Here is a 26,127-nt window from a genome sequence, read left to right on the forward strand (position 1 = left end):
GAGTGATCAACAGCCTCGCCTCCCAGGTCACCACATCCCAGGCCTCACCGCACAGCTCGTGGTGAACGGCGGCCAAGACGGCGCTTCGGGGGAACTCAGCCTCCAGCACATCGAGAACGCCCCGTGCGAGCAGGCCGAATGGGCGGACTGATGCAGGAGCGGTAGATCGTGAGGCGCCAGCTGACCACAAGCGGAAACAGGTCGGAGAAAAGCAGACACCTGCCGCGCTGGCCTCCACCGACTGCTCGTATGTCGAGGACCGGGCGCCCGATGCCGTCGTCGAACGGCACCACATCACCCAGACGCAGCTCCCACGGCATAACGTCCTGCGCCATCAAGCCGGGAAGGGGCCGCGGCAACACCGTGGTGATCACCGGAACCGTACCGCGGCATTCCTCATGGTCGATGACCCATGTCTGCTTCACAGGGAGCAGCCCTACCCCTGTTCACCAGCCCTCCACACATGACAGGCCTGCACGCTTCACGTACCTCAAGGTCAGACTGCCGACGCGCCCGAGTCCCGCTCACCCGTGCGGAAGCAGGCCTTACCGTCGCCTCCCTGCTCGTCCAGGACGAAGCGCACCGCACTCAAGCACCGCCATCACATCTGGCCGACACCGCTCACACCAGGTAAGGGCAGGCCGGTATCCGGGCCGTGATCCAGTTCGCTTCAGTCCGCCTGAGGAACAGATGGCAGGCGCGGCCCCCCCGTTCCCCTGGGGCCCCCGCAGGCCGTAGCCGGGCGCACGCCGACGCTGATGGGCGGGCCGGAGTCGTCGACGGCGGTGTTGCGGGTGACGAAGAAATGAGGGTTGGAGCTATCGGGCCGGCGCCGGTGGCGCCGGAGTTCCCAGGCTGTGGCCAGGCGCAGAGTGAAGGCGTTGAGGTAGACGACGTGGTCCATGCGTCCCGGCCGACACAGGCGCAGTCGGCCCTTGCTGCGGTCGAGGTTGGTTCGCCGGAGGTGGGTGAGCTGTCCGGGGAGAAGGGCGTAGATGGCGACGAGGGCGACCATGAGGCGGTCGCGCGGGTCCCCAAGGCGGCCAACACCACCAGCACCACCGCACCCGCACCCATACCCCGCTCCTCCCCCACTGCCGCCAACCAGCTACTGCTCCCCACCCACAGCCCGCCCTACGCATCAGCGGCTCCCGGCCCACAGGGCCCGCCGTTCCGGCCGACAGCTCCAGTAGCGAGGGGCGGACCGTTCGGGAGCTGCGGAGCGTGCCCCATTCGTTCGAGCGCTGGCTGGGCAGGAGAAGGCCGTCGTCGTGCGGCGAAGACGGTCGTCATCCCCCTGGCTGGGCTCCACTTCGCTGGCACCTTCCTGTGGTCCGCCCGATGCTCCGATGAAAGCCCCGATCTGAGGTTGACGGCCGCCTTCCGGATCGACGGCGGCGTCTCCGGCACGACCCGGTCTCCACGGCCTACTCGCGGAGATGCCGGACTGCCCCATGGCCCGGGATCAGGGTGTCCAGCGCGTGGTCCAGGACTGTGAGCAGGTGCTCCCGTTGCTGTGGGGCGTACAGCATGCGCAGTGCCAGGCCGTCTGAGAGTGCGATGACGGCATCAGCGACGGTCGGCGCATTGGTCGCGTGCCCGGCTGACTCCAACCAGTTGGCCAGTGCCTGACGGATGTCTCGGTCGACCTGCTGCCGGATCGCGGCAAGGCGGGGGTGATGTGCGGCGTGGACGGCAAAGGCGAGTTGTGCGGTGGCCTCAGCGCGTCGCTCGGCGTCCATGGGGAGCGTGGTGAGGATCAGGTCGCGCAGCGCTTGGCGCAGCGGCAGTGCGGTGTCCACCTCGGCCATCCGGCGCTCGACGCGCTCGCCGACCAGCTCGGCGGCGAACGTGAGCATCTCGTCCTTGGTGCGGAAGTACTTTTGAACGGCGCCGGGGGAACGGCCCGTTGCGGCAGCCACGGTGCGCACGCTGACCTCGTCGAGGCCACGTTCGGCGACCAGTTGGAGCAGGGCCGCACCGATCTGCCGACGCTGTTCCTCCCTGTCGACGGTCTTGGGCATCGTCGCGCTCCCATCTTTGAGATACAGTCGTATTCTAACCTGCCGTCAGGTGAGACGTTGCACGGAGCCGCAAGGAGACTGGTGATGGATATCCGACGTGAGCCTCCGGTGCCCGCAGTGCGGGTTTCGGACCGCGACCGCGACGAAACGCTCGGCGGGCTGGCCGCGGCGCTGGCCGAGGGGAGACTCGATCCGCACGAGCACGAGATCCGTTCCGAACGTGCCCTGCGGGCGCGTACAGCAGAGGATCTCGCTGTACTGACGGCCGACTTACCCGCACCGGCGCCGACCCGCTCGGAGCAGGACCGTAGAGACCTCAGGGACTGGCTGGCCGAATGGCGCTACTGGCTCGGCGGGGCGGTGATCATGTCCGGAATCTGGGCCGCACGCTGTGCACAGAAGGGAGAGCTGACTTACTACTGGCCGGTTGCGCCGCTGGGGGTGTGGGCGGCTGTCCTGATCGCCATCGCCATCTGGCCACGCGACACGGACGACAGCGACGAAGGCGATGGTGGTCCTACTGCGGTCCACTAAGGGCTGTCCCGCAAACGAGTCTGGTGCCGCTTGGAACACGCGGTCACTGAGCGATCGAGGTGGGGTTCCAGTGGCCACCTGGTCTCGTCTGCCCTGCGCTGACCAGCTGGTTCACACCTGCCTTAGTCCCCACACCGGCTTCGATAGTCTGCGCTAGTGGCTGACGCTTCGCTGAGATTCATGATCGATGCCGATCACGGGCAGTTCTACGTCCAAGACCTTGATCCCTATGACGCGTGGATCGCCGAGCACGCTATGGACCCTGACCTTGCACCCGCCAGCTGGACGGACGACGCGGTCTACGTCCACCGCATCGGTGTGGAACCGCACTCGATCTCTGTCGGCACGGCTCGGGTCGACATGGTCGAGTCGCTCATCACTGTTCACGCGTCCGCGCCAACGACGGAGCCAGCGGCCGAGCACATCGTGGAGACCGACCTTGACGCCCCCACGGGTCAGCTCACCATGTCCAGCCCCGGGACGGATCCCGCCGACGGGCCGAGCCTGACTGTCCCCGCTGGATTGCTCCGTGCTCGGATCTCCAACGTCCCGGCCGAACCTCCACCAGTCGACACCAGTGGAGGTCCCGGTGACCACTTCCTGTACCAGGTGGATCTCTGGCCCTCCGACCGGACGTACGGACTCGTCATCGTCAAGCAGGGGCCGGAAATCTGGGCAGGGTAGGTCCTCCTCATCTACCGCGCGCCTGCCGGCTGGGTGCGAGGTTGGGCAGGCGGCCGATGCCTCTCATCGCGTGATGGACGCCGTCGCCCTTCAGCCGGCAGTCCCGCAGGATCTTCCAGGTCTTCATGCGGGCGAAGGCGTGCTCGACACGGGCACGGGCCTGGCGGTGGGAAGCGTTGTGCTCTTCCTTCCAGGCCGGCAGTTCGCTCTGCCCGTGCTCGCGGCGATGCGGGATGACCAGGCCGGTGCCCCGGTAGCCGCCGTCGGCGATCACGGTGGTGTTGCCGACGGCGTTCTTGGCGCCGGACAGTGCCCATGCCTTGCAGTCGTTGCGGTTGCCGGGCAACGGCCGGCCGACCACGACAACGCGCTGGGTGTGGGCATCGATGACGACCTGGTGGTTGGTGGAGTACCGGTAGTTCTTCGATCGCTCGGCCACCGTATGGTCGCGAGTGGGGACCAAGGTGCCGTCCACGATGAGGACGGTGCTCTTGCGGAATCGCCTGCGGGGCTTGAGCGCGAGCAGAGGGCCGAGGTGGCTGACGATGCGGTTGGCCGCGGACTTCGAGACACCGAACAGCGGGGCGAGCTGCCGCAACGTCAAGTTGGCACGCCAGTAGGTCGTGACCTTCAGCACCCGGTCCTCCAGCGGCAGGCTCCACGGTCGACCTCTGCGAACCGCGCAGGATCCTGTCCGCCACCCAGCGGTGACGCACCCCGACACCACAACCCGCCCCGCTCCCCGGCCCCCGTCGCCTGCACTCCAGCCGCGCCCACGTGGACAACCTGCCGCTTCTGGACGCCGTCGTCATCTCGCACGACCACTACGACCACCTCGACGCCCCCACCATGCGCGCACTCACCCGCCTGCAGAGCGCACCGTTCGTGGTGCCGCTCGGCGTCGGCGCGCACCTGGAAAGCTGGAACGTCCCCCAGACCGCATCATCGAACTCGACTGGGACGAGAGCGTCACAGCCAACCGTGTACGGCTGACCGCCGCCGAAGCCCGGCACTACTCCGGCCGCGGCCTCACCAGCGACAAGACCCTGTGGGCCTCCTGGGTCCTGGCCGGCGAGAACCGGCGCGTCTGCTACAGCGGCGAATCCGGCTATTTCCCCGGCTACGCCGACATCGGATCCGCCCACGGCCCGTTCGACGTCACCCTCATGCAGATCGGCGCCTACGGCGACGCCTGGGCAGACATCCACATGACACCGGAACAAGCCCTCACCGCCCACCACGACGTCCCCGGCGACCTCCTCATCCCCCGAGCGGGGGGCGACGACGTCGCTCGGGCGTCACGCCGTCTACTACCACTCCACCTGTGGCCAAGGTCTGGCTGGCCAAGCGGCGCCTGCCCGTCTGGACTGACTCAGTGGTGGGCCGGATTCGTCAAAGGAGTCTGTGCCCTGCGCCAGCCGCAGCGCCCGATCCGGTGGCGGCCGGGGCCAGCCACCGAGTATCTGTAGGAGCCTTCCCTCACCAGTCCGGGACCTCAAGGCAGCGCTTCAGCATGGCCCGGGCACGGGGGGGGCGCCCGGGTCGGTGGCGGGGTTCAGTCGCCGACCGGCCGCCACCCGGTTGCTGCCCGTAGCGCCGTGGCTGCCCCCCACACCGTGAGCGCGAGGGCGCACACCAGCGCGCCCGAGGTGAGGGACGCCAGGCCCAGGGGGTCGCTGGGGGCGACGCTCCTGACCGGCGCGGCCAGCCACCAGGCCAAGCCGACCCCGGCGAGCGAGGCCAGGGCTGCCGGGAGCAGGAGCGACCAGCCCGCGACCGCACCGTAGAGCCGCCTTCCGGGCGCTATCACGGACAGTGGCGCGAGTTCGCGTCCGAAGCGCAGGAAGTCCGTTATCGCGCCGATGCCCGCGCTCAGACAGACGATGGTGATGCCGGCCGTGGACAGTAGACGCAGCCAGCCCGCCGCGATGGTCAGTTTGCCCAGGCCGCCGCCGTTGAGCACGTAGTCGACTCTGGCGGTCATGGCGAGGTGGCGGTGGGCAACCCCGTTCAGCGTGGCCAGCGGAAGTTGCTGGCCGCCGGTGCCGAAGAGAACCAGCTCGCGTCCGGCATCGGCCGCCGCGGCTAGCTGCGCGATATCGCCAGATCGCACCACGACCTCCATGCCGTCGGCTGCGCCGACACCGCCGAGGTACTCCCGCAGCCGTGACTCGGATGTTGCGAAGGAGATCGGCTGCGGACGCTCGTTGCAGGCTATGCGCAGCTCGCGCAGCGCGGGACAGTCGCCGACGAGTTCGACCTGGCCCTTGCCTTCTGCGTGCACCTGCACCGCGAGTGCGTGCACTTCCGGCGGTAGCGCGTCGTGGAACGCTTGCACCTTGGCGGGTTCTGCGTACGGGGCGACCCGCAGCACACTGGTGCCCAGCTGCTCGCGCGAGTCGACCGCTCCCTGGCCTGCCGCGGTCAGGGATGCCGTCCACACCTGGATCTGAACGGCGATGCCGATGGCGATGACGAGGGCGGCGACCAGGCGAGTGACCGTGTGGGGCGCCGCGGCCATCCGCCGCCCGGCGAGTAGCAGGCCGGCGGCGCCCCTCCGGTAGCCGAGGGTCGCGAGATGCGGTCCCAGCAGGCTGACGCACGTGCCGATGGCGCTGGGGAGGGTGACCAGGACGAGCAGGTACCCGGTGGCGTAAAGGACCACGACGGTGTCGGGAGGCGCCAGGTCGACGACCCGGACCGTGAAGAGCAGCGCGACGGGGAACAGCCACAGACTCCAGGTGGCTCTGCGGGTGCGGGCTGCCGTCGGGCGGGTGGCCCGCGCGCGGCGGCGCGGTTGCGCGAGGGCAGTCACGAGGAGGATGGCGGCCGGGACGGCTACCAGGATTCCTGCCAGCAGCGGGGCTGCCGCACGTACGTCCCGGGCGGCCAGGATGAACGTGGTGGAAGGGAGGGGGATGTCGATGATGAGGGCGGGCAGCGTGGCGACCGCTCCTGCGGCCGCGCCCAGTGCAACCGGCCGGGCCGCCTCGCCGGCTGTGCAGCAGGCACGCGCGAACCAACTGCTGCCGAGTGCCGCGAGCAGCATGGTCCTGCGGTCCCGGGCAGTGGCTCCCGTGCGGACGGCAATGACGACGAGCAGGGCCACGGGCAGGAGCACGAACCCGGCGTAGGCGGCGAGGAACTCGCCCTTCCCGAAGTAGTGCAGGTGCTCGCCCAGGACGCCGGTACCGGTCGTCTCGCCGAAGCCGCTGATTCCTTGCATCACAGAGCGGTCCAGCATGGCTGCGGTGGGCCGGGTGTAGACCAGGAACTCGCCGGGGGCTTCCAGACCGGCGGGGTCGATCACACCGGCGAGGCGGCCGTACTGCGCGGCCACCGCGTCTTCGCCGGAGGCGTCGAGCAGTGCCCGGGATGCGAAGGCTTCACCGGGCAGGGGCCAGCGTGGCAGGCCGGGTGGGGGCGTCAGTCGGTCCGTGAGCGGCTCGAGGTGGATGACGTCGTAGGCCAGGCCGTCGGCCTCGGCGGGATCCCATCTCCACAGGGCTCGCACCGGCTCGTCGGGGTAGGCCGCGGTCTGACGGGGAGAGCGTTCCAGAGTGCGTTGTGTGCGGCCGTCGAAGGAGGCGTCGGTGACCGCCAGTCCGCTGACGGCGAGGGTGAGCAGGGCGGTGGCCAGGGCCAGGGCCCAGGAGCGGATGCGGCCGGCTTCCGCACGGTGTGCGGTCGACGCACCGATCCTCCACAGCTGCGAAGCGAGCCTGCCTGTGGTCATGAGCGGGCCCTGGAAGGGGAGGTGGAGCGAGCGCCGGGTAGCCGGTTGAGCGGCGCGGTGCGTTGTCGGCCGGTGGAGGTGTCGGGTGGTTGCGGTGTGGCGGTGGCGTCTTGCGGCACCAGGCGCCCGGCATCGAGGGTGACGCGCCGGTCGGCGCGCCGGGCTACTGCCTCGTCGTGGGTGACGAGCAGCAGGGCGCACCCTCGGGTGGCGGGGAGGGTGTGGAGGAGTTCTGTGACGGCGTGGCGGTGGGCGGGGTCCAGCGAGCCGGTGGGTTCGTCGGCCAGCAGCAGTGCCGGTTCGTTCATCAGAGCGCGGGCGACCGCGGTGCGCTGGCGCTCGCCGCCGGACAAGGTGTCCACGGGTCCGTCCACCGGGTGGACGCCGAGCTCGCCCAGCAGATCCGTCGCGCGGCGGTCTGCCTCCTTGGGCCGCATGCCGCCGAGCAGGCCGGCCAGTGCCACGTTCTCCAACGGGGATAGTTCGGGGAGGAGTTCACCGAACTGGAAGACCATGCCCATGTTGCGGCGCCGGTGCCGGGCGAGCGCACGTGAGGACATCGCGCCGAGGTCGGCGCCCGCGACTCGTACGGTGCCCTCGGCCGGGCGGATGAGGCCGAGGACGCTCATCAGGAGCGTGCTCTTGCCGCTGCCGCTTGGTCCGGTGACAGCCACGGACTCACCTGCCCCGATGCTCAGGGTGACGTCCTCGAAGAGCGTCCGGCCCGGCACGTGGCAGGTCAGCCCCTGGATGTCGAGTACCGGTGGGTCGTCTTGGCCTTGCACTGCGCGGTCTCCCCGTTCTTCTCGATGGCTGCATACACTGCACGTCGGCGCCGGGAGGCGGCCTGTGAGAGAGGTCGCCTCCCGGCGCGCGACGAGCGGTTGTCAGGTCCTGCGGGGTGACGCCCCGGTAGGGAACGGGCGTTCACGGGCCGCAGGGCGGCCGGCTCAGAAGGACTCCATACCGCCGCAGAGGTCGGGCAGGTTGTTGCGGACCTCGCAGGCCTGGCCGCGGAAGATGGTGGAGTGCTTGCCGCTCTCCACCGTGCCCGGGTTGCCGTCGTTGTCGGCCGGGCCCTCAGCGCCGGCCTTGTTCCACAGCGTGAGCTTGTCGGCCGGGTGGGCGTTGCGGTAGTACTCGGCCTTCACGGAGTTGCCGTCCGCCTCCAGGTCGCGGATGTTCATGACCGTGTCGGACTGTTCGGTCCACGCCTTGGCCCCGTAGTGCGTCTGCGACCAGGCGAAGGCCGGGGACGAACCGGCGATCGCCGCGAGAGCGAAGAGACCAACGGCGGCACGACGCATGCCCATCTTCATGGGAGCTCCATTTCCTTGACTGCCACAGGGATCCACACCGGACTCGGCGGGCCCCGCTCGAACGTGAATCATTGTGTGGAACGGAGCCGGCCGAGTCGTTGGCCAGGCGTCGACAGCGCCTTGACGATCCGTCTACTCGCCGCCCCCGGTGGTCGTGGGCGTCGTCTGGCGGTAGGCGGTGGGGGTCATCGCGTAGGCGTCGCGGAACGCGCGGCTGAAGGCAGCCGCGTGGCTGAAGCCACGGCGTGCGGCGATCACGTGCACGGGCATTTCCCGCAGCAGCGGGTCGAGCAGGTCACGACGCGCGTGCTCCAGGCGCTGCCGCAGCAGGGCCCTCCCCACCGTGGTGCCGTCCCCCTCCTGCTGGAACAACCGGTGGAGGTAGCTGACCGAGATGTGGTGCGCGGCGGCAATCGAGGGGACATCCAGCCGGGAGTCGTCGGCGTTCTCCCGGATGAAGGTCCTGATGCTGAGAGCCAGTGTCCGCCGGTGCGTCTCGTACGGCAGACTGCGCTCCGCGTCGAGGGCACCGGCGAAGACCGCGGCGACCAGATCAGCCAGTACGGTCCGCAACCGGGGTGCCTCAGATGGCCGGTACGACCTGCTGTCCGCCACCATCCGGGTCAGGAACTGCGCCAGCAGCGCCCCCGTCCCCTCTCGTGCCGACAACCTCCCACCGATCACGCGGTCGGCTTCCCGCGCGGGCAGGGGCAGCAGCGCCTTGGGTATCTCCACGCCGATGAAGCGGAGGGGCTCACGGCCGGTTTGGATCTCCCAGACCCTGGAAGTGTCGCTGGTGTGCAGGTCGTACGCGCGGTGCGTACGGGTCTCTTTGCCGAGGGTGACGTGTCCTTCCCCGCGCTGGATGAGGGAAAGGTGGTACGCCTCGGGATCAGCCTTCCGGATGAGCTTCGCGGTGCGACGGAAGACAAGGGGTTGGCATTCCGCTGGGTAGACCGCCACCTCCCCCAGAGAAATGACGCGCTGGTTCACTTGGAATTCGGTGGCATAGTCGCTTTCCATTTCCATCGGCGCGTGTGTCTCGGCCATGAGGGCCGCGAAACAGTCGAATCGGTCACCGGGTGCCAATTCTTCACTGCGGAACGATCTCTCGGGCAACATGGCCAAGGGTTTACAGCGACACGAACAGCAGGCGCAAGTGACCCGGGCGGCCCCGAGCGGATCCCGGGCAGGGCCAGAACAGCAGGGCCGCCGCTACACACTCCTTGATCATCTTCCGGATACCACGTTCCAGCGGACGCACCGAGAGAACACCTTGGGAATACGCTTTTCCGGATGACCCTGCAGCGATCACCAAGGCGCACGTATAAGCGCCGATTCGCCCGGCTGATCCCCCGCTCACGCCGTAAGCGAAAACGTCATGAAGCGCCGGGTGTGCACCCACGCCTGGCCCTGTCGCGGCACCGGCCCAGCGGTTCCGCTTTTTGGAAGCAGGACCACCGCATCAGGAATCCAGACTCCGGAGGAAGTGTCAGAAGAGGCAGTGGCCGCCGCTGCCTTGATCGCGGCGCAATGCCTGGGAGGCGAACCCGGCGACATGTCCTACGGTCCGGAAACACCCATGCCCGTGTTCCCTTCCGACCTTCGGGCACTCGCCGACGAAGCCCTCGCCCGCATCGCCAGCGACGAGGACGGGCCGGCCTCAAACTGGGCCGACCCGGAGGACTGGAAGCAGTGGCGAGCCGTACTCACGCACCTTCGCGCAGTGCTTGCCCCGCCACCCCCTTCCCTTGCTCTCTTCGACGGCCAGCCGTAACGGAGCGTCACTCAGCACGGAAGTCGAGCCAGAACCGCTGCCCGTGAACAAAGCCAGGGGAGCATTCGAGGAGTCCGGCGACCCGGGCCTCGAACTGAGGACCCTCCCCGCGCGCGGGGGCGTCAGCCGGTGGCCGCACCCGCCTCCGCGCCGTGTCGTCCCGCACGTGGCTGGGCCCCGATCTGAGGAGATGGATCGGGGCCCAGAGCGCGATGGCGAACTGTCAGTGCCGGAAGTTGTCCTTGACGTCTTCCTTGGCCTCACGGGCCTTGCCCTTGGCCCGGTCCGCGAGGCCTTCGGCGGTCAGCCGCTCGTTGCCGACCGTGCGCCCCGCGGCCTCCTTGGCCGCGCCCTTGGCCTGCTCGACGCGCGCCTTGCTCTTCTCCGTGCCCGACATCGGGACCTCCTCCTGTAAGAACTGAATTGGTCTCGACCGGCACCTGCTCCCGATCACCGCACCCAAACCTCATGCATGTCACCGGCGATCGGGCGGCGCGGTTCGCCTCCCGTGCCGCTGCAGGCCAGGCAGGACGACGCGTCGCCCAACGAACTCCCCCGAACATCGCACGCATGACCGAAGGTCGGTGGGGCATACGGCGCCTCGGAGGTTGATATCTATGGTTCCCCTGCTTCTCGTTCTTCTGCTCGTGCTCATCCTGTTCGGCGCCGGCTTCGCACTGAACGTCCTGTGGTGGGTTGCCGTCGTGGTACTGGTCCTGTGGCTGATCGGGTTCGTCGCCCGACCGAAGGGAAGCAGCGGCCGCTGGTACCGCTGGTAACGACACCACGCATCCCCGAACCGCATGGCCGTGGGCCCACTACCCGAGGGAAGGTGGGCTCACGACCATGTGTGCAGACAACTAGCCCTCCACGATCTCCGGACGCGCCCTGGTGGTGAAGCAGCACGGAGAGGCCAGGCATGCCTCCGGGGGGCGAGGGCCGACCTCCACATCCAGGCGCTCCCACAGATGGCGGTCGAGCCTCCGTCGGCACACCGTCCCGGGAGGCCGACGAGGACCTCCCCGTGATCTGTCTGCGCGGGCGGGAGCGTTTCGCCCCGGGCCGCTCCGGAGTCCGGCACCAGAGTCATCGACGCCATCGGGCAGGGGCCGGAGTCCCCCTGGCCCGACCGAGGAGTGCGGTATGACCGACAGAGACCACCCGCTCGCCATCGCAGCAGGCGCCGCTACAAGACACGGCACGCCGGAGGAGCGGATCCACCGCATTCGCCGACGTCTGGAGCGGCTCATCGGCATCGCGGCCACCGAGGGGAACTCGGTACGGCCCCTGCGCAACGGGGACGAGATCTTCGCCGGGATGCTCCACGCGATCGGAAGCGCCCGCCACACCATCGACATGATGACCTTCGTGTACTGGCGGGGCGAGATCGCACGGCGCTTCGCCGACGCCCTGACCGACCGGGCGCGCGCGGGGGTGAGAGTGCGGCTGCTCCTGGACGGTTTCGGCAGCCGCCTGATCGAGCAGGACCTGCTGGACCGGATGAGCGAGGGCGGGGTAGAGGTCGCCTGGTTCCGCAAACCGCTCTACCTCTCCCCCCTGAAGCAGAACCACCGTTGCCACCGCAAGGTCCTCGTGGTCGACGAGGAGACGGCCTTCACCGGAGGTGTCGGAATCGCCGAAGAATGGTGCGGTGACGCACGCAACCCCGGCGAGTGGCGGGACACCCACGTCGAAGTGCACGGGCCCGCCGTCGACGGCATCGCCGCCGCCTTCGCACAGAACTGGGCCGAATGCCACGCGGAACTCTTCGACGAGCACGACCGGTTCGTCAGCCACGAGCCCAGCGGGGGCGCCATCGTGCAGGTGGTCCGCGGCTCGGCCAGCTTCGGCTGGCAAGACATGCAGACCCTGATGCGCGTGATTTTCGAGTCGGCTGAGGAACGAGTCCGTCTCGCGACCGCCTACTTCGCCCCCGACACCTACTTCGTCGACCTGCTGTGTGCGACGGCCCGGCGCGGCGTCGAGGTCGAGCTTCTCCTGCCAGGCCCCCACACCGACAAGCGAGTGTGCCAGCTGGCCGGTCAGCACCACTACGAAGCGCTGATCGCCTGCGGCGTACGCATCCACGAATACCAGCCGACCATGATGCACGCGAAGGTCATGACCATGGACGGAGTCGTCTCCCTGATCGGCTCCACCAATTTCAACCGCCGGTCCCTCGATCACGACGAAGAGGTCATGCTCGCGGTCATGGACACCGAGTTCACCTCCACCCTCGACACACACTACGACGAGGACCTCAAGGCCAGCGAGCCGATACATCCGGACCGCTGGAGGCGGCGCTCGCTGCTGCGACGAGCCGGAGAGGCCGCGGTACGCCCCATCCGCCACTACCTGTAACCACACCCGACGAACACGGAGCTCCGGCCCATCGCCGACCCGGGCACGGCTCCGGCTGCTTCAGGAACCCCGCCTTCGTCCATGGTCACTCCGCCGTGCACGTCGATCACGAGTACCCCTGTGCGGACGGACACGGCGTCCACCCCCTGCTGGAGCACCGCCCCCGCGTGTCCATCGAGGCTTACCCCCGCTCTGCTCAGGACCGAGCTGCCCCAGCACTGAAGATCCGTAGTGATCACGCGCACGCCTTCCCCTCGTACGCATCAAAGCCACACGCACGCACCCTGGCACTCACTCGTGTCGGTGACGCGCGCTGAACCCCGGCCGGCATCGTGCGGCGCACCTGCGGCCAGCGGGCTGGCGGCGTCGACAAACGTCATGCCGTGCCCTCGAGGCTGCCTCAGGGACATGTGAAGGCGGGGGGGTGGAGTGTGGGGGGCGATCCCAGGCGTGCGGGAGCGGTCCGCCGGGCCTGAGAGACTGCTGGGTATGGATATCCAGCGCAGGAACAATGTCACGGTCACCGGCAATCCCCATGGCCCGACGGTGGTTCTGGCGCACGGGTTCGGCTGTGACCAGAACATGTGGCGCCTTACCGTCCCTGCCTTGGTCAAGGACTACAGGGTGGTGCTTTTCGACTACGTGGGCTCGGGGCGCTCGGATCTCTCCGCGTTCTCCGAGACCCGCTATGCGTCGCTCAGCGGCTACGCGCAGGACGTGGTGGACGTGTGTGATGTGCTCGACCTTCGAGGCGCGGTGTTCGTGGGGCATTCGGTTTCCGCGATGATCGGTGTGCTGGCCGCCCAGATCTCGCCGGAGCGGATCGGGGCGTTGGTGATGGTGGCGCCCTCCCCCCGGTACATCGACGACGAGGGATATCGGGGCGGGTTCAGCGCGCAGGACATCGAGGAGCTGCTCGATGCGCTGGAGTCGAACTATCTCGGGTGGTCGGCGGCGATGGCCCCGGTGATCATGGGGAACGGGGAGCGGCCCGAGCTCGGTGAGGAGCTGACCAACAGCTTCTGTGCCACCGACCCGGCGATGGCACGCGTCTTCGCCCGCACCACCTTCCTGTCCGACTCGCGGGAGGACCTCAAGAAGGTGAGCGTGCCGACGCTGGTGCTGGACTGCACCCAAGATGCCATCGCCCCGCGCGAGGTCGGCGCCTTTGTGCACCGGACGATCCACGGCTCGACGCTGCTCACCCTGGACGCGACCGGGCACTGCCCGCACATGTCCGCGCCCGAAGCCACCAACGAGGCGATCACCGGTTTTCTGGCAGGCCTGCGTTGATGTGCCGCACGGGTCAGCACAGCGACCCGCACGACGCCGACGACGAGGACATCTCGGGCGCGGCGTTCGCCGCGCTGCTGGAGGACAGTGCCGAGGAGCTGTACGAGTGCGCGCCGTGCGGGTACCTGTCCACCCTGATGGACGGGACCATCGCGAAGATCAACACGACGCTGCTCGACTGGCTTGGTCTGGACCGGGAGATGGTGGTGGGCCGGCTGAGGTTCACCGACCTGCTGACCGTGGGGGGCAAGCTGTATCACGAGACGCACTTCGCGCCGCTGCTGCGCATGCAGGGCGAGATCGGTGGCGTCGCCCTGGAGATGAAAACTGCCGACGGCGCCCGGATGCCGGTGCTGGTCTCGTCCGTGATCAAGCGCGGCGCCTCGGGTGAGCCCCTGCTCATCCGCACCTCTCTCTTCGATGCCCGCGACCGCCGCGCCTACGAAGAGGAACTCCTGCGGGCCCGCAAGGCCGCCGAGGAAGCACACCGGCAGGCCGAAGCCGACCGGGCGCGCCTTCAGGACGCGCTCGCCGTACTCCAGTCATCGCTGCTGCCCGACACCCTGCCGCCCATACCCGGCATGGAGAGCACGGCGCACTACCGGACCGCCTCACCCGACCGGCTCGGCGGCGACTTCTACGACGTCTTCCCCCTCGACACCACCCGCTTCGCCTTCTTCCTCGGTGACGTATGCGGCAAGGGCCCGCAAGCCGCTGCAGTCACCTCGCTCACCCGTTATTCCCTGCGCACCGCAGCCCTCCACGACCCCGACCCCGTCTCCACTCTCACGACTTTGAACAGGGTTCTTCACGAGCGCTACAGCGGCGGCGACCCCCGCTACTGCACCGCCATCTTCGGCACCCTTGAACCGCAGCCGAACACCGGGCAGGTCACTGTCCGCCTCGCCTCCGGCGGCCACCCGCCTGCCCTGGTCCTGCGCGCCGACGGCACGGCCGACTTCCTCCCCACCCCCGGCGGTCTTCTCATCGGCATCCTGCCCACCGCCCCCTTCACCCCTGCCACCACCACCCTGGGCCCCGGCGACACCCTCCTGCTCTACACCGACGGCCTCACCGAAGCACGCACCGGCGAAAGCCGGACCGACCTGTACGGAGACGAAGCCCTGCGCGCGTTCGCCACCGACCACGCCGGCCGGTCCCCGGCCGCAGTCATGGAGGCGCTGACCGGACTGCTGGACGACTTCGGCGACGGCCTCGACGACGACACCGCCCTCCTTGCCCTTGGCGTCCCCGCCCTTGAGGAGTCGGTATGAGCCCACTCGACATCGCGGTCCGGGACACTCCGAAAGGGCCGGTGGTGGAAGTCATCGGGGACCTCGACTTCGACACCTCGGCAGCCCTCCGCGCGCTCCTCGAAACCCTTCCGCTGGAGCGGGGCCACAGGCTCGTCCTGGATCTCGCCCGCATGGAGTTCTGCGACTCCAGCGGCATCAGTGCACTGATCGCCGCCCGCAACCACGCCCATGCCGTCGGAGCCGACATTGCGCTCGCCGCGGTTCCGGCCCATGCTCTTCGCGTCCTGCGCGTCGTCGGGCTGGACCAGGTCTTCCCGCTCCATCCCGACGCCGAATCCGCGTTCGCGCCCTGACCTCAGAGCCCCGGGCTGTGTTGGAAGCTTTGGGCTGCAAGGGCGCCGCACATATTCGTGACACCCAAGACGGACCGTCGCAGGGCGAGGTCGATGCGCCGCTGGCCGCGCAGTGTCGGAAGGCTGCCGGTGGGGACATCGACCTGTCGTAGCAATGTAGGGGGCGTGAGGAACCGTGGGACTGGGGCGGGCAGGCCATGAATGTGCGGCCCCACCCGCCTCCCGACCACTCCGAGCTCCCGGGAGCCCGCCATGCTCTCCGCACCTCAGGTCCCGCAGTGGGACGTCCACCGGCTGCTGCCTCCTGCCGGGGGCAAGAATTTCCTGGTCACCGGCGGATGCATGAACGGAACCCTTCGTGCAGGCAATTTTGACGCCTGCCCGAGTGGGCGGGCTGAATGGCCGTGATCTGCTAGTACGCCGTTCAATTCACCAGAACAGTGCCTGCACGGATCATCAGTCATGCGGCCGCGGTTCGCGACCCCGCCGATCCGGTCCCGCCGAGGACGCAGCGACGCAAGCCGAGCGAGCTCCACGGCTGGCACGTACGGCTGACCGCACAGCGCGCCACCGAGCCGGTCCCCCACCCGCAGCAGGGCGACACGGGTAGCTTCTTGTGCGGCTGCGCGCCGACCGCCGTGCCGGTGTCTGCGTGCCCGCATCCGGGCCGGACTGAGGCAAGGCCCTTGAGGACTCCCGCCGCAGCCTGCGGCCTCACCCCGTTGCACGACATCGTGCGCACCCGGCAGGTGCGGCTCGTCGCACGCGGCTCCGGCCGTCGACCAGTCCACGGACTCCGCACGGGACGAGACCCGCTTCGTCGACCTCGGCGACGGCTTCCGGCCCCGCCGGTGACCGCTGACCGGGCGGTGCGGCTGCACCCCGGCCGCCGCGAAGACGCCTACCGGGCTCCCCCGCACCCGCCAGGGAAACGGTCCGCGACGTCCTCGACATCATGCTGCAGTCCCGTGGGGCCGGCCGCAGGGGAACACCGGCGCCCCTGAGGGCGAAAACGAGCGCGCCGAAAGCATCGGGCAACCGTCCGCCGTCTGCGTGATCAACCGGTCTCTCCCGGCACCTGTCCGTACCGGACATCGTCTGGATCGGTGAGCAGCACCAAGAACGGGCCTCATGACCGGCCGAACAGTTCCCAGCAGCCGCTGATGGACAGCACGGATCGGGGTACACGGGCGTGCATGTCGACGAAGACTGAACGCCTCATGCTCTTGCGGGCCGCACGGCAACTGCGCCGGGTTCGCGACTTCTACTCGGCCGGCGTCCTCCTGTGGGCGGCAGCCGCGGCCTGGACCGGACGGACCCATCCCGGAAGTCGGCAGATGTGGGTCTCCCTTCTCCTCCTGGGAGTTTTCGCCGGCCTGCTCGCCACTGCCTCCGTCTGGCTGCGGCGCTTCCAGACCGCCCCGGGCGACAAGCCCGCACACCACGCCGCCCCTGGCCGCGCACGCACGCATCGCACCGCCCCCGGGCGCGCACGCACGCATCACGTCGCCTCGTGACGCGTACCCCATCCACCTCACATGAACGCCTGAGATCAGAGCCGCGACACACCAACTCTCCACTGCGGCCCGATGCCATGTCAGAAGCCTCCCGGACCAAGGTCATCACCGAGGATGAGGCAAGCAGAGCGACGCACACACTCCGTCCCACGCGAGGAGCCCCCATGACCACGTTCGTCATCACCGTTCCCGGCACGTTCACCTCGGACATCACCGACTCCCAGCGCGCCGCCCTCGAACGGAAACTGTCCCCCCAGCACACAGACGTGAGCGAGAACGAGGGCGTGAACCTGCTGACACTCAACGAGGACGGCACGTTCGCCATCCGACTCGAGGTCGAAGCCGCCGACCGCTACGAGGCCAAACTCGACGCGACGAGGCTCGTCTCGACCGCACTGCAGGAGGCAGGAATCGCGGAAGCCGACGCCCCACTCGCACAGCCGGCCGTCACAGGCATCGACAGCGACCTCTGACCTGCCGGAGAACAGCCGACTCGGCCTACAGGGGGACTGATACGGAAGCTTACGGACACCACCCTGCGGTAGGAGCCCGGGCACGTTGGGCTAGATGCGGCGGTGCTGTTCTTCATCGCCTTCCTCATCAACGCGGCTCCGCCTCCCGTCCGCGTCTTGACCGGAACTTCGCCCGCTTCGTCTGACTGCCGCGAGCGTCACGCGGTCGAGTGCGGGTTGCCCGCTCCGAACGACACGGGGTCGACGCTGCCGGCGTGGATGAACGCAACGGCCTCGACGGCGCCCGCGGTGGGCAGCGGCATCCCGGACAGAGCTGCGGGTCCCGGGCCATCCGGTACGCGGCCGTGTGCCGCAGGTCGTGGAGCGGCTGCCCGGGCCGAAGAGCTGCTGACGAGCCGCCAGCGTGAGTGCAGGGGCGGAGAACAGCAGCGCGGGGACTCTTCATCACCCGTCGACGATGGGCAGGTTGTGCCACCAGTGACCGCATCCGCCGCAGCAGATGCGTTCGCGGCGCCGTTCGTCCGCGACCGCGAGTACCGCGACCAGCAGCCGGAACGCCTTGCGGCGCTCATCGGCAGGGGTGAGGCCGGCGATTTTACCCAGTTGCTGGTCGATCGGGCCGCGGGTGATCAGAACTGCAGGTGTGTGCGTCGGGCGCAGCCCGGCACGGCGGATGCTCTCAGGTCCGTCTTCGGTGACGGCGCGGGCCTGGACGCAGTGATGGCGCAGGAACAGGAGTATCTCGGCCTGCTCCTTCGGGCCGTGAGTGTCGAACCACTCGCTGCCCTGTGACATTGGGCGCAGACCTTGGGCGAGTTGGTTGAGGATGATGTCTCGCTCGGTCATGATCAGCTATCGGAATCCAGCGAGGCGAAGACCTCAGCGGTCTCGTCGACGAAAGCGCAAAGTTGCTGCACGGCCTGCTGGCAGTCTTGCGGGTCGAGGGCCGCCACGGCCCGGACTTCGAGCCATCGACCCCATGGGCCGCCCGGGGCGTGGAACCGTGCTGCGTACTCGGATCCGAGCATCTCATCGAGGTACAGGAGCGTCCCGAGGACGACTGCCTGGTCGTAGTCGAGGTCGGGACGCGACAAGTAGTGATCGAGGTATGCACTGAGGAGTTCGGCGTCCGCTGCAGTACCGAACTTCGCAAGGGCGACGCAGTATGCCGCGCCCGCGTACGGCCCCTCGCTGGCCAGTAGGAGCTGGCCTATGAGCTCGCGGTACTCGGACCTGTGGGCCACAGCGACCATCCAGGCGGCAGTCTTGCGCTCGCGCCATCCACCCTCGAAGAGGACGTCGAGCTCCGCCGGAGTGATTTCGTACGCAGCCTGAGCCAGACCCCGCACGAACGCGGAGCGCTCGACCGGGCTCAACCGGAAAACGCTCCCGCCCAACCGAAGGTATCGCCGATCAGGCGTGACGAACCGCCGAACCAGACCCTGCAACTCGGGATCACTCCTGACATCACGCATAGCCGCATCCTGGCCCGAGACGGACCGCATCTGCCACAGGTTTGCCGACTGCTTCAACGGACCCTGATTACTGGTTCAGAGAAGTCACCGGACCAAAGCTGATGGCGCCGTTCCACATCGCTCGGGGCATCGGGTCGTGCTCCTTGCGGGGCATCGGGTCGTGCTCCTTGGGGACGCCCCCTGGGGTCCGCCCTCAGGCTATGCAGACTCCCGCCGTGATCGGATGCCCCGGCAAGGTGGACGCGGCCATGACCACCTGCGGGGACTGGTTCCTGTGCCTGCCTTGCGAGGCCGAGAACTTCTCGGGCTACCTGGGCGCACACCTCCAGCCCCGCCTCCCCGACACCTCCCGGGTCGTGTGCGGTACGTAGAGACAGTCAGTCGTTTGGTGGCATCGGTGAGTCGACTTTACGGCGTAGATATCCAGCTCTACGGGCGCAAGCCTCCCAAGGTTCCGACGAACCCGCGCCCCCTTACGATCACGTCCATGACAACCACACCGTCTGCCCCTGTCCTGCGCGGCCGCGGCGGCACCGTTCTCCGTTATGAGGATGACGCACTGACGCTGCGCCGCGGGGACGAAGAGACATGCCTACCTCTGCGGGCAGTTCGGGACGTCGTACCGGACGGCCGGGCCGTGACTGTGAAGCTGCGGGTCCCGGCCGGAGCCACGCCCGTCGTCCACCGGTTCGAGGGCAGCAACGCGGCCGCGGTCAGCCTGTTCGCGACGGCGGTGGGCACGGCTCTGGCCAGGCTGCCGGAGTCGGACCCGTCCTTCGACGGCGCCGCGCTGGTGACGACCCGCTCCCTGCGGACTCCGCCCACGCCCCTTACACCCGTCAGCGCAGGCGCGCAGGCACGAGCCGGGGTGTGGCTCCTGGTCACCCTCGCACCCGGTCTCGCGACGCTTATCGGGACGAGCGTGCTGTTCGTCATGCACGGGGAGCCGGGCATGCTCCTGCTTGCGGTGCCGATGGGAATCGTGACGGTGCTCTTCAACGCCGCGAGCGGCGTCACGGCACAGCGGGCCACGAAGATGTGGCTCCTCCCGTGGCGCGGCATCACGGTGATGGCCGTGCGCACCAGTCCGGACGGAAAGAGGGGGATCTACGAGTACACGGACCCGAGCGGCAAGACCCACAGCTACTACCGGGACGCGTACGCGAGCGAGATCGAGATCTGCTACCACCCGGGCGACCCCGCGGAGAGCGTCGGTGTCTACCCCGTCTACATGCGCGTGCTGGCCACGCTCGGAGCGCTGGTGCTGTGGGCCGTGACGGCGGGCCTCATCTTCGTGGCGATCACGGCCGCCACCGAGTGACCGTCACGTGCGGAATGCAGGGCGTCGTAGCCAACGCGGTGAGGCACCCTGCTCATCGGCGGGAGCATGGCCGGCAACGGCAGGTCGACAGACGGGCGGCCTTGGGGACCGCCCACCGACCCTGGTGCGGACGGAAGCAGCGACAGCCGTCAGGTGAGCGGCTCCGGCGCGGGTACCGGTCCAGGCAGTGGACCGGGATGGGGACCTGGCTCCGGGCGCGGGCCGCCTGGCTGGGGGTCCGGCTCGGGCTGCGGTGGAGCCGGCGGCACGGGGTCAGGGCCGCCCGGCGCGGGTACCGGACCGGGTACCGGTCCCGGCTGCGGGCCAGGACCAGGTCCAGGGGCAGGGGTGGGGCTCGGCGGGACCGGGTCGTTGGGCGGCGTACCCATCGTCGCCTCTGTGTGGCCGCGATCGGGACTCGGCTCCGGCGGTGGGGCCGGCGGGCCGGGAGGGACCGTATTCGTAGGGGGCGCCAGCTGCGGCTCCCACGGGCCTGGACAAGTCGGAGGGGCGGTCTGGACGTCGCTTCCCATGATCACACCAGCTCGCTAGGTCGGGATGGATGGAGCTCTCTCCCCATTCGGGTGCCCGAGGAGGCCCCTCTCATGCACTCGCCCGTCTCCCGGCAGGCATACATGCATGCGATTCGGGAGGTACCCCAGTCGAGGCGAGGTACCGACGCGACGCAACGACCTGCTCCCCGCCTTCAACGTGACGGGGAGCTTCGGTTCCCGGGCGAAAGCCACTGAGGGCGTAGCACCTGCACGAGGCGCCAGATCGAACCTCGGCCACACCACTCGCCACGTCCGAACCACGTTCCCGCCTCCGCTTCGAGAGCCGCCTACTGACAGCCGGTACCCTTTCCGCCGAGGCCCAGCGCCACCCCGCCCTCCACATGCGGCGGCGAGGGTTGACGCCTGACGCTGACACCGGCCACTCCCCCGCCGCGGTTCGCCGTCTGCTCGCATCCCGTACCGTCCACAGGCACGGAGTCCGGCTCCCGCAGCAGACGACCTGGAGGCCGGCGATGATCCAGAGTGCGCCACAAGGCAGAGGTGGATCGGGGGGCTGAGGGCCTGTTCGCAGACCACGCCGTCGCGGTCGAAATGCAAGCTGCCAGTCCGCTGAGTGAGCCGGCTGGCGAGGGCCGCCAAGAGGAGCAAGCAGCGGCCATCCTCATCAGGGGTGGACCGGCGAAACCGCCTGCCAGGCGAAAGCCCAGGCTGGTGCCGGCGGTCGGCTGCCTCGGCTGCCTCGGGTGCGCGAAACGGCCGGAACACTCGCCGGCTCAGTGCACGATCGGTTCCGGGGTCCAGGGGCAGGCAGGCCCCTCGTCCTGCAGGGGTGCGGGGTGAGGGGCAGGCAGGCCCCTCGTCCTGCGGGGGTGCGGGGTGCTCCTGGCCGTCCAAGCCGCGTGATCTACTGAGACGGTTCTGTGGACCTGTCAATCCGAGGCGCGAAGGGTGCAACCGTATGCGAAGGCAGGACCCGGCGCGAGCCACACCGACAGTCACTGCTCCCGCTGTCGGTGAACTCGGCAGCTACGTGGTGGACGAGGCTGGGCGGATCGTCTCGGTCAATGACTGCGCCCTGAAGCTGCTGCGCCTCACTCTCGAGGCCGCGCTAGGCCGCGACCACCACGAGCTGCTGCATCGCGACTCCGGCGGCAACACCGGCCCCCGGGCGCTGTGCCCGGTCATGCACGCGGTTTTGTCTCGCGCCGCGTGCAGCGGCGAGGGCCTGTGCTTCCTCCGCGGAGACGGCCTGCTGCTGCCGGTCCACTGGACTGCCATCCCCTACCCTGCCGCGAACGACTCCGGCACGCTGGTGCTCTTCCACCCCTGTCCGGTCGAGGTGACCGCCGAGGCCGAGGGCACACTGCCGGAGCTCGACCGCCTCGCTCTCCTCGCCGAGACCACCACCTCCCTGACCTCGACGCTGAACGAGCAGGAGACCGTCGACCGGCTGGCGCACCTGGTGCTTCCCCGTCTGGCCGACTGGATGATCGTGGACCTCATAGCGGACGGCGGTGACATCCGACGCACCCACGCCGTCGAGCACCAGGCAGGCCGTCTACTCAGGCACCCGGAGCTGGAGGGGCCGATCCCCGCCGTCACTGCGCAGTCCCCCCTGCCTCTGTCACGGGCCCTGCGCGGCAGCGGCGCCTCCCTGGCCGGGCCGCAGGTCTACCAGGGCGAGCCCGACTCCGGTATCGCCGTGGTCCAGCACGAGCTGTTCGCCGCCACCGGCATGCACTCGGCTGCCATCGCCCCGATCCGCGGCCCGCGCGAAGTCCTGGGTGCCCTCACCCTGGGCCGCGGCGACAACCCTGTGCCGTTCGCCACCCGTGACCTGTCGCTGTTGGAAGACATCACACGCCGCGCTGGACTGGCCATCTCCAACTCACGTCTCTACCAGCGCCAGCGCCGGATCTCCGAAACCATGCAGCGCCACCTGCTGCCTCGCCTGCCCGATGTACCAGGGGTGGAGCTGCATGCGAGCTACCTGCCTGCGCCCGACGCCTCGCAGGTCGGAGGCGACTGGTACGACGCGTTCCCGCTTCCCGACGACACAACCGGCCTGGTCATCGGCGATGTCGCCGGCCACGATCTGGAGGCGGCCGCCCGGATGGCGCAGCTGCGCAACATGCTCCGTGCCCTGGCATGGTCCGAGCCGCACCCGCCCAACGCGGTCGGTCAGCTCGATCAGGTGATGGCGCGCGCCGCCGACCTGTCCACAGCCACCCTCGTCCTGGGCCGCCTCGCCTTCTCCACGCAAGCCGGCTGGACCTGGGAGTGGACCAACGCCGGCCATCCGCCGCCCCTGCTGCTCACCCACGACGGCCGCGCCGAATACCTGCACACTCCGCACAGTGTGCTCCTGGGCACCGGCATCAGCGTCGCCCGGGGACGGGACCGCGTCCACCTGCCGCCCGGCTCGACCTTGCTCCTGTACACCGACGGGCTTATCGAGTCCCGGAAGCACGGCATCGACCACGGTCTCGCCCGACTCCGCCGCTACGCCGCGGCTGCCGCCCATCACACTCTCGGCGTCCTCTGCGAACGGCTCATCGACGAGGTCCGGCCTTCGGACAACGACGACGACGTCGCCCTCCTCTCCGTGCGTGTACCCGCCGTCGACATGCCATCCAACACCTGACCGACCGGCACTCCACGGCACGGGAGCGGCGAAGCATCGTTTCGCGGCCACCTGTTGTGATTCTGTTCGCGCAACGGCTTGCGCCGGGACCCGGGACGAGCACCATCGGCCGGGCCGCGCACCTGGATAGAACGTTGGCGAGCCGAATCGGTGAGTGCTCGCGGTCGGGTGCCGGGTCGCTGGTGTGGGTGAGGTGCACGGCGAGGCCAGCCCGGTGAAGCGGTTGGCGGTCCACGATGCCGTTCATGATCGATTGGATGAGTCCGACTCCGCTGGACGCGGGCGGCACCACGGTGGGCTGCACCGGGGAGCATCCCGGCTTCGCAGACCCGGCCTACGTGCGCCGCAGGAAATCTGATCGCCGAACGGGCGGAAAGCCACCCGGTGGGGAAACCCTCACCTGAGGTGCACTACACCGACGCCGAGCATGCCACCTGGCGCGCCCTGCACGGCGCGCTGCTGCGCGCGCAGGACCTCGGGGCCTGCCGGGAAGTTCTGGGGGCCCGGGGCGTCGCGCCGATTCCGGCCGTCGGTGTCCCACAGCACGAGGAGGTCTCCAACCGGCCGCCGGCCCTGACGGGCCTCCGCTTCACCCTGGCAGGCGGGATCGTTGCGAACAAGCGTTTCTGGGCCCGACGGCCAAGGGGTATGTCCATGCCGTGCCGTACGTACGGCATTCAGCGATGCCCCTGTACACGCCGGAACCGGACGTCCTGCACGACGTGTTCGGGCACGGCATCCATCTCGCCGATCCGTTCTTCACCGACCTCTATCGCACGGTGGGCCGGGCCGCGGCCCGGGTGGACACGGCCGACGCGCTGGATCTCCGACAGCGACAGGGCCACCGTCGGGCGGGAGCCGCGCGCGTCGTCGCCGGCCTGTTCGGCTGAGTCAACCGGGATCGGGTTCGTCGTGGATGGTCAGTGCTCCGGCGAGGTCGAGGTCGGCGACGGTGCCATGTGCCCCGGCGCGGACGAGCAGCACCGCGCCGAGCGCGGTGCTCCAGAACGTCCTGGCTTCCACGTTGAGCGGCCGGCGAGCTCTCCAGCCGCGACTGTCGATGAGCTGGCTTACGAAGCGTTCGGATTGCCGGAACAGCAACTGAAGGTGCTGGTCGACCACGGGGGCGAGTTCGGGCTTGGAGATCCCGGCGGCGAGTGCTCGCGTGACTGACGGGAGCGAGGGCATGGCCAGCACGGCGCGGGCGATGTTGCGCCGGAACGTCGCCGCATCGGGGGCCTGGCGACCGATGCGCTCGATCCGTCGGGCGTCGTGCAGCAAGCCGAGAAAGGCGGCGTGCACGAGGAGCGAGTCCTTGGAGCCGAAGTGGTACGTGACCTGGTTGGGGAAGACGCCTGCCGCGTTCGCGATCTCCGCGACACTCACCTCGGCGCCGGGCCGTTCCATGCAGAGCCGTGCAGTCGCCTCGATCAGCCGGTGCCTCGTCGCGCGACCTCGGTCACGCGACCGTGCCGACGTTGATCGGACTTCGGTTCGCTTCTTGTCCACACACAAATTGTATGTGATACAACAAGGACGTTGACTTGTATCGCATACAAGAAGGTAGAGGGCATGCACGGGACTGAAGTCGTCGTGACCGGACTCGGCGCGATCACACCACTCGGGGCAGACGTGGCGTCCACCTGGGACGCCCTGCTTGCCGGCAAGTCCGGCATCCGCGGCGGCGTCCTACGTGGCCACGAAGGTGTCGGCCTTCCCGACATCGTCGCGGGGACGATGGCGGTCGACCCCGCGGAGTCGCTGCTTCCGGCGCAGGCCAGACGGCTCGACCGTTCGCAGCAGGCGGCCTTGGCCGCAGCGGCCGAAGCCTGGGCCGATGCCAGCGCCCCAGAAGTGGACCCGGACCGGCTCGCAGCGGCGATCGGCACGGGGATCGGCGGCGTACGGACGCTGCTGAAGGAAGACGACGTACTGGAGGCGGCCGGGACGCGGCGCGTCTCACCACGCACGGTCCCGATGCTCATGCCCAATGCGGCGGCGGCGCTGATCAGTATCGAATACGGTGCACGGGCAGGGGTCTACACGCCCGTCTCGGCCTGCTCCTCGGGTGCCGAGGCGATCGCTCTGGGAGCCAGGCTCATCCGTGCTGGCGAGGCGGACGTGGTCATCGCGGGCGGGACCGAGGCCGCCATCACACCGATCACCGTCGCCGGCTTCGCCCAAGCACAAGCACTGTCGCGGCACACCGTCGAACCCGCCTCCGCGTCCCGGCCGTTCGCCGCGGACCGCAGCGGATTCGTCCTCAGCGAAGGCGCGGCTGTCGTGGTGCTAGAAAGCGCCGAGCACGCCGGCGCCCGGCGCGCGCGCGTCCACGCGGTGCTCGCCGGCGCCGGCATCGCAGCCGACGCCCACCACATCACGGCACCCGCCGCGGACGGCTCCGGTCAGATCTCGGCGATGCGCAAAGCCCTCGCGCAAGCCGGTCTGACTCCCGAGCAGATCAGCCACATCAACGCCCATGCCACCGGGACTCCGATCGGCGACATCGCCGAGGCACACGCCATCGGGGAGGTCTTCGGCCGCGCCACCGTGACAGCTCCCAAGGCGGCACTCGGTCACCTCTTCGGCGCCGCCGGCGCGATCGAAGCACTCATCGCCATCCTCAGCGTGGAGCACGGCGTCATCCCTCCGACCCGGAACCTCACCGCGGCCGGCATCGCTCCCGACATCGATCTCGATGTCGTCACAGAGCGACGAGACGTCCCCCAGGAGGCCGTGCTCAGCAATTCCTTCGGCTTCGGCGGGCAGAACGTCTCGCTCATAGTCACCGGCGCACGGCCTTCTCCGGCCGGGTCCCGCTGAGGGCGGCGGGCCGCGAAACGGG

General features: G+C 69.1%; 24 protein-coding genes and 2 pseudogenes. 16 read left to right on the top strand and 10 right to left on the bottom strand.

What is annotated here, in order from left to right:
- Positions 1–1,427: 1,427 nt before the first annotated feature.
- Positions 1,428–2,024, bottom strand: a complete 597-nt coding sequence (locus ACIP8Z_RS05330) for a TetR/AcrR family transcriptional regulator (RefSeq protein WP_402079003.1) — start codon at positions 2,022–2,024, stop codon at positions 1,428–1,430.
- A gap of 84 nt (positions 2,025–2,108) precedes the next feature.
- Between ACIP8Z_RS05330 and ACIP8Z_RS05335 the strand changes: the two genes are divergently transcribed.
- Positions 2,109–2,558 (top strand): DUF1707 domain-containing protein, encoded by a 450-nt coding sequence (locus tag ACIP8Z_RS05335; protein WP_402079006.1) that lies wholly within the window; start codon positions 2,109–2,111, stop codon positions 2,556–2,558.
- Positions 2,559–2,738: 180 nt separating this feature from the next.
- A complete protein-coding gene (locus ACIP8Z_RS05340) occupies positions 2,739–3,242 on the top strand; it encodes a hypothetical protein (protein ID WP_402079009.1) in 504 nt (167 codons plus the stop codon).
- A gap of 7 nt (positions 3,243–3,249) precedes the next feature.
- Here ACIP8Z_RS05340 and ACIP8Z_RS05345 read toward each other — a convergent pair.
- Positions 3,250–3,930: pseudogene (locus ACIP8Z_RS05345) on the bottom strand (transposase); the annotation flags it as partial.
- An 89-nt stretch (positions 3,931–4,019) separates the two neighbouring features.
- Here ACIP8Z_RS05345 and ACIP8Z_RS05350 point away from each other — a divergent pair.
- Positions 4,020–4,711: pseudogene (locus tag ACIP8Z_RS05350) on the top strand (MBL fold metallo-hydrolase).
- An 86-nt stretch (positions 4,712–4,797) separates the two neighbouring features.
- Here ACIP8Z_RS05350 and ACIP8Z_RS05355 read toward each other — a convergent pair.
- From ACIP8Z_RS05355 to ACIP8Z_RS05370, 4 genes are all read right to left on the bottom strand, one after another.
- Positions 4,798–6,978 (bottom strand): hypothetical protein, encoded by a 2,181-nt coding sequence (locus ACIP8Z_RS05355; protein WP_402079012.1) that lies wholly within the window; start codon positions 6,976–6,978, stop codon positions 4,798–4,800.
- A complete protein-coding gene (locus tag ACIP8Z_RS05360) occupies positions 6,975–7,763 on the bottom strand; it encodes an ABC transporter ATP-binding protein (RefSeq protein WP_402079015.1) in 789 nt (262 codons plus the stop codon). The genes ACIP8Z_RS05355 and ACIP8Z_RS05360 overlap by 4 nt, the downstream gene beginning before the upstream one ends.
- 165 nt (positions 7,764–7,928) lie before the next feature.
- Entirely contained in the window at positions 7,929–8,297 is a 369-nt protein-coding gene (locus ACIP8Z_RS05365; protein ID WP_030326431.1) for a hypothetical protein, read from the bottom strand.
- 132 nt (positions 8,298–8,429) lie between these two features.
- Positions 8,430–9,419 (bottom strand): AraC family transcriptional regulator, encoded by a 990-nt coding sequence (locus tag ACIP8Z_RS05370; RefSeq protein ID WP_402079018.1) that lies wholly within the window; start codon positions 9,417–9,419, stop codon positions 8,430–8,432.
- Positions 9,420–9,678: 259 nt separating this feature from the next.
- Between ACIP8Z_RS05370 and ACIP8Z_RS05375 the strand changes: the two genes are divergently transcribed.
- Complete coding sequence (locus ACIP8Z_RS05375; protein WP_402079020.1) at positions 9,679–10,074, top strand: DUF4259 domain-containing protein; 396 nt, start codon at positions 9,679–9,681, stop codon at positions 10,072–10,074.
- Between the two features lie 223 nt (positions 10,075–10,297).
- Here ACIP8Z_RS05375 and ACIP8Z_RS05380 read toward each other — a convergent pair whose 3' ends face one another.
- Complete coding sequence (locus ACIP8Z_RS05380) at positions 10,298–10,471, bottom strand: CsbD family protein (protein WP_402079023.1); 174 nt, start codon at positions 10,469–10,471, stop codon at positions 10,298–10,300.
- A 220-nt stretch (positions 10,472–10,691) separates the two neighbouring features.
- Between ACIP8Z_RS05380 and ACIP8Z_RS05385 the strand changes: the two genes are divergently transcribed.
- The 7 genes from ACIP8Z_RS05385 (at position 10,692) to ACIP8Z_RS05415 (ending at position 17,327) form a co-directional block, all read left to right on the top strand.
- Complete coding sequence (locus ACIP8Z_RS05385; RefSeq protein ID WP_402079026.1) at positions 10,692–10,853, top strand: hydrophobic protein; 162 nt, start codon at positions 10,692–10,694, stop codon at positions 10,851–10,853.
- A gap of 364 nt (positions 10,854–11,217) precedes the next feature.
- Complete coding sequence (locus tag ACIP8Z_RS05390) at positions 11,218–12,435, top strand: phosphatidylserine/phosphatidylglycerophosphate/cardiolipin synthase family protein (protein ID WP_402079028.1); 1,218 nt, start codon at positions 11,218–11,220, stop codon at positions 12,433–12,435.
- Between the two features lie 489 nt (positions 12,436–12,924).
- Positions 12,925–13,728 carry an alpha/beta fold hydrolase gene (locus ACIP8Z_RS05395; RefSeq protein ID WP_402079031.1) on the top strand — a complete coding sequence of 268 codons (804 nt, stop codon included), beginning with the start codon at positions 12,925–12,927 and terminating at the stop codon, positions 13,726–13,728.
- Positions 13,728–15,002 (top strand): PP2C family protein-serine/threonine phosphatase, encoded by a 1,275-nt coding sequence (locus ACIP8Z_RS05400; protein ID WP_402079034.1) that lies wholly within the window; start codon positions 13,728–13,730, stop codon positions 15,000–15,002. Before ACIP8Z_RS05395 ends, ACIP8Z_RS05400 begins: the two co-directional genes overlap by 1 nt.
- Positions 14,999–15,337, top strand: coding sequence for an STAS domain-containing protein (locus tag ACIP8Z_RS05405; protein WP_402079037.1), 339 nt, complete (start codon positions 14,999–15,001; stop codon positions 15,335–15,337). The genes ACIP8Z_RS05400 and ACIP8Z_RS05405 overlap by 4 nt, the downstream gene beginning before the upstream one ends.
- Before the next feature lie 1,196 nt (positions 15,338–16,533).
- Positions 16,534–16,854: a hypothetical protein gene (locus tag ACIP8Z_RS05410; RefSeq protein ID WP_402079040.1), complete on the top strand. Its 321-nt coding sequence runs from the start codon at positions 16,534–16,536 to the stop codon at positions 16,852–16,854.
- A gap of 164 nt (positions 16,855–17,018) precedes the next feature.
- Positions 17,019–17,327 (top strand): hypothetical protein, encoded by a 309-nt coding sequence (locus tag ACIP8Z_RS05415; RefSeq protein ID WP_402079042.1) that lies wholly within the window; start codon positions 17,019–17,021, stop codon positions 17,325–17,327.
- A gap of 444 nt (positions 17,328–17,771) precedes the next feature.
- Here the strand turns inward: ACIP8Z_RS05415 and ACIP8Z_RS05420 are convergent, their stop codons facing one another.
- Positions 17,772–18,173, bottom strand: a complete 402-nt coding sequence (locus ACIP8Z_RS05420; RefSeq protein WP_402079044.1) for a DUF5958 family protein — start codon at positions 18,171–18,173, stop codon at positions 17,772–17,774.
- A 2-nt stretch (positions 18,174–18,175) separates the two neighbouring features.
- A complete protein-coding gene (locus ACIP8Z_RS05425; RefSeq protein ID WP_402079046.1) occupies positions 18,176–18,802 on the bottom strand; it encodes a DUF6000 family protein in 627 nt (208 codons plus the stop codon).
- 215 nt (positions 18,803–19,017) lie between these two features.
- Here ACIP8Z_RS05425 and ACIP8Z_RS05430 point away from each other — a divergent pair, with 215 nt between their 5' ends.
- From ACIP8Z_RS05430 to ACIP8Z_RS05445, 4 genes are all read left to right on the top strand, one after another.
- Complete coding sequence (locus tag ACIP8Z_RS05430; protein ID WP_402079049.1) at positions 19,018–19,173, top strand: hypothetical protein; 156 nt, start codon at positions 19,018–19,020, stop codon at positions 19,171–19,173.
- Positions 19,174–19,439: 266 nt separating this feature from the next.
- A complete protein-coding gene (locus tag ACIP8Z_RS05435; protein ID WP_402079051.1) occupies positions 19,440–20,123 on the top strand; it encodes a hypothetical protein in 684 nt (227 codons plus the stop codon).
- Positions 20,124–21,596: 1,473 nt separating this feature from the next.
- Positions 21,597–23,282, top strand: a complete 1,686-nt coding sequence (locus tag ACIP8Z_RS05440; protein ID WP_402079054.1) for a SpoIIE family protein phosphatase — start codon at positions 21,597–21,599, stop codon at positions 23,280–23,282.
- A gap of 626 nt (positions 23,283–23,908) precedes the next feature.
- Positions 23,909–24,172 (top strand): hypothetical protein, encoded by a 264-nt coding sequence (locus ACIP8Z_RS05445; RefSeq protein ID WP_402080779.1) that lies wholly within the window; start codon positions 23,909–23,911, stop codon positions 24,170–24,172.
- Between the two features lies 1 nt (position 24,173).
- Here the strand turns inward: ACIP8Z_RS05445 and ACIP8Z_RS05450 are convergent, their stop codons facing one another.
- A complete protein-coding gene (locus tag ACIP8Z_RS05450; RefSeq protein WP_402079057.1) occupies positions 24,174–24,791 on the bottom strand; it encodes a TetR/AcrR family transcriptional regulator C-terminal domain-containing protein in 618 nt (205 codons plus the stop codon).
- A gap of 63 nt (positions 24,792–24,854) precedes the next feature.
- On the opposite strand from ACIP8Z_RS05450, the gene ACIP8Z_RS05455 reads away from it, so the two are divergent.
- Complete coding sequence (locus tag ACIP8Z_RS05455; protein ID WP_402079059.1) at positions 24,855–26,105, top strand: beta-ketoacyl-[acyl-carrier-protein] synthase family protein; 1,251 nt, start codon at positions 24,855–24,857, stop codon at positions 26,103–26,105.
- Positions 26,106–26,127: the final 22 nt, after the last annotated feature.

The sequence above is a fragment of the Streptomyces sp. NPDC088553 genome, from assembly GCF_044752965.1.
Taxonomy (GTDB): Bacteria; Actinomycetota; Actinomycetes; order Streptomycetales; family Streptomycetaceae; genus Streptomyces.

Bases quoted from the DNA above. Each gene is read 5' to 3' on its own strand.
- ACIP8Z_RS05330 (WP_402079003.1), bottom strand. From the start codon at position 2,024: ATGCCCAAGACCGTCGACAGGGAGGAACAGCGTCGGCAGATCGGTGCG.
- ACIP8Z_RS05335 (WP_402079006.1), top strand. From the start codon at position 2,109: ATGGATATCCGACGTGAGCCTCCGGTGCCCGCAGTGCGGGTTTCGGAC.
- ACIP8Z_RS05340 (WP_402079009.1), top strand. From the start codon at position 2,739: ATGATCGATGCCGATCACGGGCAGTTCTACGTCCAAGACCTTGATCCC.
- ACIP8Z_RS05355 (WP_402079012.1), bottom strand. From the start codon at position 6,978: ATGACCACAGGCAGGCTCGCTTCGCAGCTGTGGAGGATCGGTGCGTCG.
- ACIP8Z_RS05365 (WP_030326431.1), bottom strand. From the start codon at position 8,297: ATGAAGATGGGCATGCGTCGTGCCGCCGTTGGTCTCTTCGCTCTCGCG.
- ACIP8Z_RS05370 (WP_402079018.1), bottom strand. From the start codon at position 9,419: ATGTTGCCCGAGAGATCGTTCCGCAGTGAAGAATTGGCACCCGGTGAC.
- ACIP8Z_RS05375 (WP_402079020.1), top strand. From the start codon at position 9,679: ATGAAGCGCCGGGTGTGCACCCACGCCTGGCCCTGTCGCGGCACCGGC.
- ACIP8Z_RS05380 (WP_402079023.1), bottom strand. From the start codon at position 10,471: ATGTCGGGCACGGAGAAGAGCAAGGCGCGCGTCGAGCAGGCCAAGGGC.
- ACIP8Z_RS05385 (WP_402079026.1), top strand. From the start codon at position 10,692: ATGGTTCCCCTGCTTCTCGTTCTTCTGCTCGTGCTCATCCTGTTCGGC.
- ACIP8Z_RS05390 (WP_402079028.1), top strand. From the start codon at position 11,218: ATGACCGACAGAGACCACCCGCTCGCCATCGCAGCAGGCGCCGCTACA.
- ACIP8Z_RS05395 (WP_402079031.1), top strand. From the start codon at position 12,925: ATGGATATCCAGCGCAGGAACAATGTCACGGTCACCGGCAATCCCCAT.
- ACIP8Z_RS05400 (WP_402079034.1), top strand. From the start codon at position 13,728: ATGTGCCGCACGGGTCAGCACAGCGACCCGCACGACGCCGACGACGAG.
- ACIP8Z_RS05405 (WP_402079037.1), top strand. From the start codon at position 14,999: ATGAGCCCACTCGACATCGCGGTCCGGGACACTCCGAAAGGGCCGGTG.
- ACIP8Z_RS05410 (WP_402079040.1), top strand. From the start codon at position 16,534: ATGTCGACGAAGACTGAACGCCTCATGCTCTTGCGGGCCGCACGGCAA.
- ACIP8Z_RS05415 (WP_402079042.1), top strand. From the start codon at position 17,019: ATGACCACGTTCGTCATCACCGTTCCCGGCACGTTCACCTCGGACATC.
- ACIP8Z_RS05420 (WP_402079044.1), bottom strand. From the start codon at position 18,173: ATGACCGAGCGAGACATCATCCTCAACCAACTCGCCCAAGGTCTGCGC.
- ACIP8Z_RS05425 (WP_402079046.1), bottom strand. From the start codon at position 18,802: ATGCGTGATGTCAGGAGTGATCCCGAGTTGCAGGGTCTGGTTCGGCGG.
- ACIP8Z_RS05440 (WP_402079054.1), top strand. From the start codon at position 21,597: ATGCGAAGGCAGGACCCGGCGCGAGCCACACCGACAGTCACTGCTCCC.
- ACIP8Z_RS05455 (WP_402079059.1), top strand. From the start codon at position 24,855: ATGCACGGGACTGAAGTCGTCGTGACCGGACTCGGCGCGATCACACCA.